Genomic DNA, 13,182 nt, shown 5'->3' with positions numbered 1-13,182 from the left:
GGAACGCGTATGTGCCGGGATGAGAAAACTGCTCCAGCTGGCTTATGGCGTGGTGAAATCCGGACGAGAATTTAATGCTGAAATACCGCTTGCCGGATAACCGACAAGACGGTATCTCTCCCACGGGGAGAGGGAGAAAACACTAAAAAGGCAACCTTACGGTTGCCTTTTGCTTTTACCTTGCAGCCGCCACCCGGCTTTTTTTTACAACCTCACCGGATCAATATGCCAAATCTTCTCGGCATACTCCTTGATGGTTCTGTCTGACGAGAAATAGCCCATGTTGGCGATGTTGTGCATCGCTTTGGCGGCCCACTCCTCCTGATGGCGATACAGCTCGTCCACCTTGTCCTGACAATCCACGTAGCTGCGATAATCCGCCAGCACCTGATAGTGGTCGCCAAAGTTAATCAGGGAATCCACCAGGTCACGGTAGCGGCCAGGCTCATCAGGGTTAAACAGACCGGTGGCGATCTGCGTCAGCACTTCGCGCAGCTCTTCATCCTGCTCGTAATACTCGCGCGGTTTGTAGCCCTGCTTGCGCAGCTCCTCCACCTCTTCCGCCGTATTGCCGAAGATAAAGATATTGTCCGCGCCGACGTGCTCCAGCATCTCGACGTTGGCCCCGTCCAGCGTGCCGATGGTCAGCGCGCCATTCAAAGCAAACTTCATGTTACTGGTCCCGGACGCTTCGGTCCCCGCAAGCGAAATCTGCTCGGAGAGATCTGCCGCCGGAATGATCAGCTGCGCCAGGCTCACGCTGTAGTTCGGGATAAACACAATCTTCAGTTTGTCGCCAATCTGCGGATCGTTGTTGATCACCTTCGCCACATCGTTGATGAGATGAATGATGTGCTTCGCCATGTAGTACGCCGAGGCGGCCTTACCGGCAAAGATGTTCACGCGCGGCACCCACTCCGCCGTCGGATCGGCTTTGATGCGGTTGTAGCGGGTGATCACGTGCAGGACGTTCATCAGCTGACGTTTGTACTCATGGATACGTTTGATCTGCACGTCAAACAGCGCTTTCGGATTCGCCACCACGTTCAGATGCTGGGCCATATACACCGCGAGGCGTTTTTTGTTCAGCAATTTGGCATCACGCACGGCCTTGTTCACCAGCGGGAAATCGGCGTGCTGTTCCAGCTCGCTTAGCTGACTGAGATCGGTCCGCCAGGTGCGACCAATATTTTCATCCAGCACTTCCGACAGCGGCTGATTCGCCAGCGCCAGCCAGCGACGCGGCGTGACGCCGTTGGTCACGTTGCAGAAGCGCATCGGGAAGATTTTCGCGAAGTCAGCAAACAGGGATTGGACCATCAGGTTCGAGTGCAGCTCGGAAACGCCGTTGACCTTGTGGCTGATGACCACCGCCAGCCACGCCATACGCACGCGACGGCCGTTAGATTCATCGATAATCGAGGTGCGACTCAGCAGCCCGGTATCGTTCGGATACTGCTCCTGAAGTGTTTTCAGGAAGTAGTCGTTAATTTCAAAGATGATCTGCAGATGGCGCGGCAGGATCTTGCCGAGCATGTCGACCGGCCAGGTCTCCAGCGCTTCGCTCATCAGCGTGTGGTTGGTGTACGAGAAGACCTGACAGGTGACTTCAAACGCCTCATCCCAGCTGAATTTGTGCTCGTCGATCAGCAGGCGCATCAGCTCCGGAATCGACAGCACAGGGTGGGTGTCGTTGAGGTGAATGGCGGTCTTTTCGGCCAGGTTGCTGTAGGTTTTGTGCAGCTGATAGTGGCGGCTCAGAATGTCCTGGATGGTCGAGGAGACGAGGAAGTACTCCTGACGCAGACGCAGTTCGCGCCCGGAGTAGGTTGAGTCATCCGGATAGAGCACGCGCGACACGTTCTCGGAGTGGTTTTTATCTTCCACCGCCGCGAAGTAATCGCCCTGGTTGAATTTCCCGAGGTTGATTTCGCTACTGGCCTGGGCATTCCACAGGCGCAGGGTGTTGGTGGCGTCGGTGTCATAGCCAGGGATAATCTGGTCGTAAGCCACCGCCAGGATCTCTTCGGTCTCCAGCCAGCGGCTTTTCTTGCCTTCGAGCTGCACGCGTCCGCCGAAACGCACTTTGTAGCGCGTATTGTGGCGTTTGAACTCCCACGGGTTACCGTACTCCAGCCAGTAGTCCGGGGACTCTTTCTGCCGTCCGTCGACGATGTTCTGCTTGAACATCCCGTAGTCGTAGCGAATGCCGTACCCGCGGCCCGGCAGAGCCAGCGTCGCCAGGGAATCGAGGAAGCACGCCGCCAGACGGCCCAGACCACCGTTGCCTAAGCCAGGGTCGTTCTCTTCATCGATCAGCTCTTCTAAATCTAACCCCATCTCTTCCAGTGCGTTTTTGACATCGTCGTAAATCCCGAGCGATAACAGCGCGTTGGAAAGGGTGCGGCCAATCAAAAACTCCATCGACAGGTAGTAAACCTGACGCGTTTCCTGCGACAGCTGGGCGCGGTTCGAGCGCAGCCAGCGTTCAACCAGACGGTCACGCACGGCAAACAGCGTGGCGTTCAGCCACTCGTGCTTGTTGGCGATCACCGGATCTTTCCCGATGGTAAACATCAGCTTATAGGCGATGGAGTGCTTTAGCGCCTCTACGCTGAGTGTCGGGGATGCATAACTAAAAGGTGCATTCATATCAGTGACTCCGCCTTATGACATCAAGCGTTGATAAAGATCGCGGTACGACTGCGCCGCAACGTGCCAACTAAAGTCCATCGCCATCGCCTGACGTTGCACGAAACGCCACAAAGAGGGACGCGACCACAGAACAAATGCCCGCCGAATCGCCCGCAGCAGCGACCAGGCGTTGCTGTCTTCAAAGGCAAACCCGGTGGCGATGCCGTCGGCCAGATTCTCCAGCGACGTATCCGACACCGTATCCGCCAGCCCGCCGGTGCGTCGCACCAGCGGCAGGGTGCCGTATTTAAGTCCATACAGCTGGGTTAAGCCGCACGGCTCAAAGCGGCTCGGGACCAGAATGACGTCCGCGCCGCCCATAATGCGGTGCGAGAACGCTTCGTGATACCCAATCTGCACGCCAACCTGGCCTGGATGCTCAGCGGCGGCGGCAAGGAAACCTTCCTGCAACACCGGATCGCCCGCGCCCAACAGCGCCAGCTGACCGCCCTGCTCCAGCAGGCCCGGCAGCGCTTCCAGCACCAGATCCAGCCCTTTCTGGCTGGTCAGGCGGCTGACCACGGCAAACAGCGGCACTTTGTCATTCACCTTCAGCCCCATCGCAATCTGCAGCTGACGTTTGTTCTCGGCTTTGTCTTCCACCGAATCACGGCTGTAGCGCGAGGCCAGCAAAAGGTCCGTTTCCGGACTCCAGATTTTTTCGTCGACGCCGTTGAGAATGCCCGACAGGCGTCCTTCCCGATGGCGCTGGCGCAGCAGCCCTTCCATGCCGTAGCCAAACTCCGGCTCGGTGATTTCGCGCGCGTAAGTCGGGCTGACCGCCGTGATGTGATCGGCGTAGTACAGCCCCGCCTTCAGGAACGAAATCTGACCGTTAAACTCCAGCCCGTGCATGTTATAGAACGACCATGGCAGATCGATGTCATTCATATGATGGGCGTAGTACATGCCCTGATACGCCAGGTTGTGCACCGTAAAGACCGACTTTGCCGGGTGGCCGCGCGCCGCCAGATAGGCAGGTGCCAGCCCGGCGTGCCAGTCGTGCGCATGCACGATTTCCGGACGCCAGAACGGGTCAAGCCCGACCGCCATCTCCGCCCCCACCCAGCCGAGCAGGGCAAAACGCAGCACGTTGTCCGTATAGGCGAATAAGTTCGTGTCGTGGTACGGGCTCCCCGGACGATCGTACAGATGCGGGGCATCAATCAGATAGACGCCGACGCCGTTGTAATGGCCAAACAGCAGGGTGATGCGCCCGGCGAACGTGTCGCGACGGGTAACCACCTGCGCGTCAGGGATGCCGCGACGGAGATCGGGAAAAGCCGGCAGCAGCACGCGGGTGTCGATGCCTTCCGCAATTTGTGCCGCCGGTAATGCGCCCAGTACATCCGCCAGCCCGCCCGTTTTCAGCAGCGGGAACATCTCAGAACATACATGTAAAACCTGCATTATCGCTCCTGTTTGACCTGCAGTTTGCGCAGCATTTCACGCGTGACCAGCACGATGCCTTCTTCTGAGCGGTAGAAGCGGCGAGCGTCTTCCTCCGCATTTTCCCCGATGACCATCCCTTCCGGGATCACACAGGCGCGGTCGATAACACAGCGGCGCAGGCGACACGAGCGCCCGACCCACACGTCCGGCAGCAGTACCGACGAGTCGATATTGCAGAAGGAGTTCACCCGCACGCGCGGGAAGAGCACCGACTGCACCACCACCGAGCCCGAAATGATGCACCCGCCCGACACCAGCGAGTTCAGCGTCATACCGTGGCTACCGGAACGGTCCTGCACGAATTTGGCTGGCGGCAGCGATTCCATGTGGGTGCGAATCGGCCAGTTCTGGTCGTACATATCCAGTTCAGGAGTGACGGAAGCCAAATCGAGGTTGGCCTTCCAGTACGCTTCAAGGGTTCCCACATCGCGCCAGTACGGCTCGGCATCCGGGTCAGACTGCACACAGGACAGCGGGAAAGGATGTGCATAAGCCATGCCAGCTTTGGTGATTTTCGGGATGATATCTTTGCCAAAATCGTGGCTCGAATTTTCATCCTTGTCGTCCTCTTCCAGCAGCTCATAAAGATAATCAGCATCAAAGATATAGATGCCCATACTGGCGAGGGATTTGGTGGCGTCCGTCGGCATGGTCGGCGGGTTAGCCGGTTTTTCGACGAAATCGATAATCTTGTCGTTCTCGTCCACGTCCATCACCCCGAACGCCGTCGCTTCCGCAACGGGCACCGGCAGACACGCCACGGTGCAACGCGCCCCTTTTTCGACGTGGTCGATAAGCATGTGCGAGTAGTCTTGTTTGTAGATATGGTCGCCCGCGAGGATCACGATGTATTCCGCGCCATAGCGGCGGATGATGTCGAGGTTTTGCGTGACCGCATCGGCGGTGCCGCGATACCAGTTTTCACCGTGCACGCGCTGCTGCGCCGGGAGCAGATCGACAAACTCGTTCATCTCTTCGCTGAAGAAGGACCAGCCGCGCTGGATGTGCTGCACCAGGGTGTGCGACTGATACTGCGTAATCACGCCGATACGGCGGATACCGGAGTTCAGGCAGTTGGAGAGTGCAAAATCGATAATACGGAACTTACCACCAAAGTGAACGGCAGGCTTGGCGCGCTTGATGGTCAAATCTTTAAGACGGGTACCGCGTCCACCAGCAAGTATCAGCGCAACCGTTTTTAAGGGTAACTGGCGCGCCAACATCAAGGGATCGTTCTTCTCTAATCTCACCATGACTAACTCCTTTTTTATCATCTTTGGAATACGCACACTCCGTGTGCAGGCCCATGCCAGACAGCCATTACCACCGGATTATCCTCTCCGGCAAATGGGGAGATGGCGCGCCATTCTCCTTCAGGTAAAACAATCTCTGCGACGTCTTGCGTCGCGTTTAACGTGATAAGCCAGTTATCCGACAGTAAGATTTGCAGGCACGGGATCCCGTGCTGCCACTCTTGTGGACTGAGCGGTTGTGCCTCTTTATTCAGCCAGCGAACGTTGCCGTCTCCCTCTTCCCACCAGCTGTCCGCCGTGAGCGCCGGGATCTGTTTACGCAGATGGATGAGTGCAGCGGTAAAGTGAGTCAACCCGCTGTTCGCCTGTTCCCAGTCGAGCCAGGTCAGGGCGTTATCCTGGCAATACGCATTGTTATTGCCATGCTGGCTGTGACCGAGTTCGTCACCCGCCAGCAGCATTGGCGTTCCCTGCGAAAGCAGCAGCGTAGTCAGCAGGGCATGCACACTGGCGCGCCGCCGCTCGATGACATCCTGACTGCCGCCTAACCCTTCTATACCATGATTAAAGCTATGGTTATTGTTAGTCCCATCGCGGTTTTCTTCGCCGTTTGCCTCATTGTGTTTCTGATTGAAACAAACGCAGTCGCGCAGGGTAAACCCGTCGTGCGCCGTCACCAGATTGACGCTGGCTGACGGTTTTCTGCCGCTGTTCCTGAACACATCGCTGGACGCAGCAAATCGCCCGGCAAATTCGCCAAGTGACAAACCTCGCTCCAGCCAAAAACGACGCGCCCCATCGCGATAGTGATCGTTCCACTCCGCGAACAGCGGCGGGAAATTCCCCACCTGATAGCCGCCGTCACCGATATCCCACGGCTCGGCGATCAGCTTGACGCGTGATAGTACCGGACAGTTTTTGATCGCTTCGAACAATGGAGCCTGCTGGCTGAACATCGGCGTTCGGCCCATCACAGATGCCAGATCGAAGCGGAAACCGTCGATATGGAAAGTCTCAACCCAGGATTTCAGGCACTGGTAGGCAAAGTCTGCCACCGCCGGATGACTGAGATTGAGCGTGTTACCGCAGCCGGTCCAGTTGTGGTAATCACCATCCTCCCTGATCCAATAATAGCTACGGTTATCGATTCCGCGCATCGAGAGCGTCGGTCCGTCGAGATCCAGCTCCGCGCTGTGGTTCAGCACCACGTCGAGAATCACCTCGATTCCGGCCTGGTGCAGGGCTTTCACCGCATCGCGAAACTCGTCGCGGGCGCGCTCAGGATGCGAGGCGTAGCGCGGATCGAGGGCAAACATCGCCAGCGGGTTATAGCCCCAGTAGTTGGTCAGCCCGAGACGCATCAGGCGCGGCTCGGAGGCAAAATGGGCCACCGGCAGCAGCTCGAGCGCGGTGATACCCAGATGCTTGAGATAAGCGATCATCACCGGGTGGCCGAGCGCCTTATAGGTGCCGCGGATCTCCTGTGGGATCGCCGGATGCAGATACGTCAGCCCTTTGACGTGGGCTTCATAGATAACGGTGCTGCCCCACGGCGTGGCGGGCGGGGCGTCGTCTTCCCAGTCGTAGGTGTCACTCACGACGATACTTTTCGGCGCAATCCCCGCGCTGTCGCGTGGCTCAGGGTCGTGGTCGCCGTCAAAGTACAGCGGATCGTCTCTGACCTCGCCTTCCACGCGCAGGGCGCACGGGTCAACGAGCAGTTTCGCCGGGTTAAAGCGCAGCCCCTGCGTCGGCTCCCACGGGCCATGCACGCGAAAACCGTAGCGCAAGCCGGGCCGCCCGTCGGCCAGGAAACCGTGCCAGATATCACCGCTACGTTCGGGAAGATCGTAGCGGTATTCATTCCCCTCGCCGTCAAACACACAGAGTTCCACCCGTTCCGCGTGGGCGGAAAAGAGAGTGAAGTTCACCCCTTTGCCGTCAAACGTTGCCCCCAGCGGAGCGGGTTTGCCTGCCGTGAGTTGCGTCATTCGCCCTCCCGAACCAGCCAGATAGTCGAGAGCGGTGGCAGCGTGATGCTCAGGGAGTTTGGACGACCGTGGCTTTCCCACTCGTCGCTATGAACGCTCCCGCCGTTACCCGCGTTGCTGCCGTGATAGTGGCTGGAGTCGGTATTGAGAATTTCGCGCCATCTGCCCGGCTGGTTGATACCGAAGCGATAGTGCTGGCGCGGCACCGGCGTGAAGTTGCTGGCGACGATGATTTCGTTCCCTTCCCGGTCGCGGCGCACGAAGATCAGCACCGAGCGTTCGTGGTCATCAACTACCAGCCACTCGAAGCCGTAGGAGTCGAAGTCCAGCTCGTGCAGGGCTTTGTGGTGGCGATAGGTCAGGTTGAGGTCGCGCACCAGACGCTGAACGCCGTGGTGCCAGTTATCGCCGCCCTCCAGCAGATGCCAGTCGAGGCTCGAATCGTGGTTCCATTCGCGGCCCTGAGCGAATTCGTTGCCCATGAACAGCAGCTTTTTGCCAGGGAAGGCAAACATCCAGCCGTAATAAGCGCGCATGTTGGCAAAGCGCTGCCACGCGTCGCCCGGCATGCGGTCGAGAATCGATTTTTTACCGTGGACCACTTCGTCGTGGGACAGCGGCAGGACAAAGTTTTCGGTGCTGTTGTAGAGCATCCCGAAGGTGAGTTTGTCGTGGTGATACTGGCGATAGACCGGATCGAGTTTGAAGTAGTCGAGAGTGTCGTGCATCCAGCCAAGGTTCCACTTGTACCAGAAGCCCAGCCCGCCCATCGCAGGCGGACGCGACACGCCGGGGAAGTCGGTCGACTCTTCGGCCATCGTCACCGCGCCTTCCACCTGCTCGCCGAGAATGCGGTTGGTGCTGCGCAGGAACTCAATGGCTTCGAGGTTTTCACGCCCGCCGTATTCGTTCGGGATCCACTCGCCCTCTTTGCGGCTGTAGTCGCGATAGATCATCGACGCCACGGCGTCCACGCGCAGGGCGTCAATGCCGAAGCGTTCAATCCAGTACAGGGCGTTGCCCACCAGATAGTTCGCCACTTCGCGGCGGCCATAGTTGTAGATCAGAGTATTCCAGTCCTGATGGAAGCCTTCGCGCGGGTCGCTGTGCTCGTACAGGTTGGTGCCGTCAAACTGCGACAGGCCAAAATCATCCGACGGGAAATGGCCCGGTACCCAGTCGAGGATCACGCTCAGCCCGGCGGCGTGCGCGGCATTGATGAAATAGCGGAAGTCATCGCGCGTGCCGAAGCGGCGCGTCGGCGCGTACAGCCCGGTCGGCTGATAGCCCCAGCTGCCGTCGAACGGGTGTTCGTTGATCGGCAGCAGTTCCAGGTGGGTAAAGCCCATCCATTTGGCGTACGGCACCAGCTGATCCGCCAGCTCGCGATAGCTCAGCCAGAAGTTGTTGTCCGTGTGGCGACGCCAGGAGCCGAGGTGCACTTCATAGATGGAGATCGGCGCGTCGAAGCGGTTGGCCTGTTTGCGCTCTTCGGTCTGCACGATTTTCTCGGGCAGGCCGCAAATCAGCGAGGCAGTGTCCGGGCGCATTTGCGCTTCGAAGGCATAAGGGTCGGCTTTCACCCGCAGCTGACCGTGGGCGTCGATCATTTCGAATTTGTAGAGCTGGCCGTTGTGCGCGCCGGGGATGAACAGTTCCCAGATCCCCGATTCACGCCGCAGGCGCATCGGGTGACGGCGACCGTCCCAGTAGTTGAACTGCCCGACCACCGACACGCGCTGCGCGTTCGGTGCCCAGACGGAGAATCGCGTCCCGGTGATGCCGTCCATCGTATCGGCGTGCGCGCCGAGAGTTTCGTAGGGGCGAAGATGGGTGCCTTCAGAGAGCAGCCAGGCGTCCATCTCCTGCAACAGCGGGCCAAAACTATAAGGGTCGTCAATCAGGTTTTCGTGACCATGCCAGAGCACGGCGAGCTGATAGCGGAACAGGTTTTTGCGACGCGGGATCGCGCCGGAGAAGAAACCGCGCGAATCGAGGCACTCCAGCTTGCCTACCTTGCGGCCGGTTTTCGGTTCGATCACCCACACCTCGGTGGCGTCGGGTAACAGTGCGCGGACCTCCAGTCCGTCTTCCGTACGGTGCATACCTAATACAGAAAAGGGGTCAGCAAAATGACCCGCAATTAGCGCATTTATCACGTCTCTATCAATACGATCGGACATGGTATTCATCCTGTTTTTTCTAATGTCGCCCTATTTAAGCGCTCCGGTGCGACTTTTAATGTGACCTGAACGACGCAGACATGGTTCATCCTCTTCTGCTCCGTCCCACCCTCAGGTAAGAAATGACTCTTCCTTAAAGCATAGCCAACGACGAAATGACTCCTGATAAAAATTGAAAGCTCGGCGCAGAACGCTGGGTTACGCGCAAAAAAAGGGGGTGAAAATCACCCCCGGTATTCGCAAATTGTTAGGCCAACTGTCGCAACATGCGGCGCAGCGGTTCGGCGGCGCCCCACAGGAGCTGGTCTCCGACGGTGAAGGCCGAGAGATACTCCGGCCCCATGTTCAGCTTACGCAGGCGACCCACCGGCGTGGTCAGCGTGCCGGTGACGGCAGCAGGGGTCAGTTCGCGCATGGTGATATCGCGATCGTTTGGCACCACTTTCGCCCACGGGTTGTGTGCCGCCAGCAGCTCTTCGACGGTCGGAATAGACACATCTTTTTTCAGTTTAATGGTGAAAGCCTGGCTGTGGCAGCGCAGCGCGCCGACGCGCACGCACAGACCATCAACCGGAATCACCGAAGAGGTGCTGAGGATTTTGTTGGTCTCGGCCTGGCCTTTCCACTCTTCGCGGCTCTGGCCGTTGTCGAGCTGTTTGTCGATCCACGGGATCAGGCTGCCCGCCAGTGGAACGCCGAAGTTATCGACCGGCAGTTCGCCGGAACGTGAAAGTGCCGTGACTTTGCGTTCGATATCCAGAATCGCCGAGGCCGGGTTCGCCAGCTCGTCAGCGACGTGGCTGTGCAGGTGACCCATCTGCGCCAGCAGTTCGCGCATGTGGCGCGCGCCGCCGCCGGATGCGGCCTGGTAAGTCGCCACGGAGACCCACTCCACCAGATCCTGCGCGAACAGGCCGCCCAGGGACATCAGCATCAGGCTGACGGTGCAGTTACCGCCGACAAAGGTTTTGACGCCGTTGTTCAGGCCGTGGGTGATGACATCCTGGTTCACCGGGTCGAGAATAATGATCGCGTCGTCTTTCATACGCAGAGAGGAAGCGGCGTCAATCCAGTAACCCTGCCAGCCGCTTTCACGAAGCTTTGGATAGATTTCGTTGGTATAATCGCCGCCCTGGCAGGTCACTATAATATCAAGTGCCTTCAGCGCTTCCAGATTAAAGGCGTCCTGAAGCGTGCCCGTAGAGGCACCGCCGAACGCGGGCGCTGCTTGCCCGAACTGGGAAGTGGAGAAGAAGACCGGGCGGATGGCGTCAAAATCGCGCTCTTCGATCATGCGTTGCATGAGGACAGAGCCGACCATACCGCGCCAGCCGATAAAACCAACGTTTTTCATAAAATATGTTCCTGCAGAGGTGTGTGCTGTGTGTGTCAACCCGTATCCAACGGGTATAGCCTTCACATTACAAAATGCAGCCAAAGTCGCAAGTGAAATTAATCAATGATTGCGCTGCGATCAGTAATACCACTAATTACAATAGAAACCACAGGGTTTATCAGGGATACAAATAATGACTGAAATCATTTCCGCGGCGGTGCTTTTGATCCTGATTATGGATCCGCTTGGGAACCTGCCCATCTTTATGTCGGTGCTGAAACACACCGAGCCAAAGCGCCGCCGGGCGATCATGATCCGCGAGCTGCTCATCGCCCTGCTGGTGATGTTTATCTTCCTGTTCGCGGGGGAGAAGATCCTCGCGTTCCTGAATTTGCGCGCCGAGACGGTCTCGATTTCCGGCGGCATTATTCTTTTCCTGATCGCGATTAAGATGATTTTCCCGAGCGCCGAAGGGAGCAGCAGCGGTCTGCCTGCGGGCGAAGAGCCGTTTATCGTACCGCTGGCAATCCCGCTGGTCGCCGGACCGACGATTCTGGCGACGCTGATGCTGTTGTCACATCAGTATCCGAATCAGATGAGCCATCTGGTGATTGCCCTGCTGATCGCCTGGGGCGGGACCTTTATCATCCTGCTGCAGTCGTCGCTGTTCCTGCGCCTGCTCGGTGAGAAAGGGGTGAACGCGCTGGAGCGTCTGATGGGGTTGATTCTGGTGATGATGGCGACGCAGATGTTCCTGGACGGGATTCGGGCGTGGATGAAAGGCTAGGTAAAAGCAAAATGGTCACGCCAGTGACCATTTTTGGTGTTTGCACCCTCTCCCTGTGGGAGAGGGCCGGGGTGAGGGCATCAGCGTGCGCATTTCCCCCTCACCCTAACCCTCTCCCTCAAGGGAGAGGGAACCGATCGGCGATCAGCTCAGCAGCGAAAACGCAATCATCCCGACAATCGCCCCTGTCGTGCCGAGGATGGTCTCCATCAGCGTCCAGGTTTTCAGGGTTTGTGCTTCGGTTGCGCCGGTAAATTTACCGAACAGCCAGAAGCCGGCGTCGTTTACGTGGGAGACCACAATCGAACCGCCCGCGATACAGATAGACAATGCCGCCATCTGCGCGCCAGAGTAGTTCAACTGTTCAATCACCGGCATCACCAGGCCAACCGCCGTCAGGCAAGCGACCGTCGCAGAACCCTGAATGATACGTACCGCCGCCGCCAGCACGAAGCAGGTCACGGCAATCGGCAAGCCCATCCCGGTCAACGCTTCGCCCAGCGCCGGACCGACACCAGAATCCACCAGCACTTGCTTGAACACGCCGCCCGCACCGATCACCAGCAGAATAATCCCCGCCGGTTGCAGCGCCGCGCCGCAGATTTCCATCACGCGGTCTTTCGGCATCCCCTGACGCATCGCCAGGCCGTAAATCGCCACCAGACAGGCCACCAGAATCGCGGTGAACGGATGGCCGATAAACTCGAACCATTCGTAAGTGCTGGAACCGACCGGCACAAAGCGCGCGGCGATGGTTTTCAGCCCGACCAGCACTAAAGGCAGCAGGATCAGCGACAGACTAAAGCCGAAGGACGGCATTTTGCCCTCGCCCAGGTGCGGCTCGGTGATGTCATCAGGAATGTGCAGCTCAACGTAGCGGCTGATAAAGTTGCCCCACAGCGGCCCGGCAATAATCATCCCCGGGATCGCCGCGCACAGGCCAATCAAAATCATCCAGCCAAAATCGGCGTGCATCTGCGAGGCCAGCAGCATTGGCGCAGGCCCAGGCAGCAGAAACGCTGCGGCGGCCGCCACGCCCGCAAACAGCGGAATCACCAGCTTCACGAGGTTAGTGCCGGTGTGACGCGCCATCGAGAACGCGACGCTAATCAGCAGCACCACCGCCACTTCGAAGAACAGCGGCAGCGCGCAAATCAGACCGGCCAGACCAATCGCATAGTGCGCGCGGCTGTGGCCGAAGGATTTGAGCATCTTGACGGCAATCTGATCGACCGCGCCCGTCTCATGCAAAATCTTGCCAAACATCGCGCCGAGCGCGACCACAATCGCCAGGAAACCCAGCGTGCCTCCCATCCCTTTTTCCATCGTCGCTGCGATTTTATCGAGCGGCATACCGGAAAAGAGACCTGCACCAATAGAAACCACCATCAAAGCGACGAAGGCATGCATACGCGCCTTCATCACTAAAAACAGCAGCAGCAAAACGGAGCCGACTGCTGTCAAAACAAGCGTTAATGTACTCACT

The 13,182-nt window shown here is 58.3% G+C and carries 8 protein-coding genes; 1 reads left to right on the top strand and 7 read right to left on the bottom strand.

The genetic code is table 11. From position 1 onward, the window contains the following. Window positions 1–204: 204 nt before the first annotated feature. The 6 genes from glgP to asd form a co-directional block, all read right to left on the bottom strand. Complete coding sequence (gene glgP, locus QQF33_RS04830) at window positions 205–2,652, bottom strand: glycogen phosphorylase (protein ID WP_282493542.1); 2,448 nt, start codon at window positions 2,650–2,652, stop codon at window positions 205–207. Between the two features lie 15 nt (window positions 2,653–2,667). Then, window positions 2,668–4,104: a glycogen synthase GlgA gene (gene glgA, locus QQF33_RS04825; RefSeq protein ID WP_282493543.1), complete on the bottom strand. Its 1,437-nt coding sequence runs from the start codon at window positions 4,102–4,104 to the stop codon at window positions 2,668–2,670. Then, on the bottom strand, window positions 4,104–5,399 hold the full coding sequence (gene glgC, locus QQF33_RS04820; RefSeq protein WP_102105323.1) for a glucose-1-phosphate adenylyltransferase: 1,296 nt from the start codon (window positions 5,397–5,399) through the stop codon (window positions 4,104–4,106). Before glgC ends, glgA begins: the two co-directional genes overlap by 1 nt. Before the next feature lie 17 nt (window positions 5,400–5,416). Beyond that, the gene (gene glgX / locus QQF33_RS04815) at window positions 5,417–7,390 is read right to left on the bottom strand and encodes a glycogen debranching protein GlgX (protein ID WP_285148463.1); all 1,974 of its coding nucleotides are present in this window, start codon (window positions 7,388–7,390) and stop codon (window positions 5,417–5,419) included. Beyond that, window positions 7,387–9,573 carry a 1,4-alpha-glucan branching enzyme gene (glgB, locus tag QQF33_RS04810; RefSeq protein ID WP_282493545.1) on the bottom strand — a complete coding sequence of 729 codons (2,187 nt, stop codon included), beginning with the start codon at window positions 9,571–9,573 and terminating at the stop codon, window positions 7,387–7,389. Before glgB ends, glgX begins: the two co-directional genes overlap by 4 nt. 247 nt (window positions 9,574–9,820) lie before the next feature. Beyond that, window positions 9,821–10,927 (bottom strand): aspartate-semialdehyde dehydrogenase, encoded by a 1,107-nt coding sequence (gene asd, locus QQF33_RS04805; RefSeq protein ID WP_282493546.1) that lies wholly within the window; start codon window positions 10,925–10,927, stop codon window positions 9,821–9,823. A gap of 175 nt (window positions 10,928–11,102) precedes the next feature. Between asd and yhgN the strand changes: the two genes are divergently transcribed. Continuing rightward, window positions 11,103–11,696 carry an NAAT family transporter YhgN gene (yhgN, locus tag QQF33_RS04800; protein WP_015960802.1) on the top strand — a complete coding sequence of 198 codons (594 nt, stop codon included), beginning with the start codon at window positions 11,103–11,105 and terminating at the stop codon, window positions 11,694–11,696. 144 nt (window positions 11,697–11,840) lie between these two features. Here yhgN and gntU read toward each other — a convergent pair whose 3' ends face one another. Further along, window positions 11,841–13,181: a gluconate transporter gene (gntU, locus tag QQF33_RS04795; protein WP_282493547.1), complete on the bottom strand. Its 1,341-nt coding sequence runs from the start codon at window positions 13,179–13,181 to the stop codon at window positions 11,841–11,843. Between the last annotated feature and the right edge of the window lies 1 nt (window position 13,182).

It is taken from the genome of Lelliottia wanjuensis, assembly GCF_030238365.1.
Taxonomy (GTDB): domain Bacteria; phylum Pseudomonadota; class Gammaproteobacteria; order Enterobacterales; family Enterobacteriaceae; genus Enterobacter; species Enterobacter wanjuensis.
The sequence above is the reverse complement of the archived record's forward strand: the minus strand, read 5'-3'. Positions and strand labels throughout refer to the sequence as shown.

Coding starts and splice junctions, on each gene's coding strand:
- glgX (WP_285148463.1), bottom strand. CDS start 7,390: ATGACGCAACTCACGGCAGGCAAACCCGCTCCGCTGGGGGCAACGTTT.
- asd (WP_282493546.1), bottom strand. CDS start 10,927: ATGAAAAACGTTGGTTTTATCGGCTGGCGCGGTATGGTCGGCTCTGTC.
- yhgN (WP_015960802.1), top strand. CDS start 11,103: ATGACTGAAATCATTTCCGCGGCGGTGCTTTTGATCCTGATTATGGAT.
- glgP (WP_282493542.1), bottom strand. CDS start 2,652: ATGAATGCACCTTTTAGTTATGCATCCCCGACACTCAGCGTAGAGGCG.
- glgC (WP_102105323.1), bottom strand. CDS start 5,399: ATGGTGAGATTAGAGAAGAACGATCCCTTGATGTTGGCGCGCCAGTTA.
- glgA (WP_282493543.1), bottom strand. CDS start 4,104: ATGCAGGTTTTACATGTATGTTCTGAGATGTTCCCGCTGCTGAAAACG.
- glgB (WP_282493545.1), bottom strand. CDS start 9,573: ATGTCCGATCGTATTGATAGAGACGTGATAAATGCGCTAATTGCGGGT.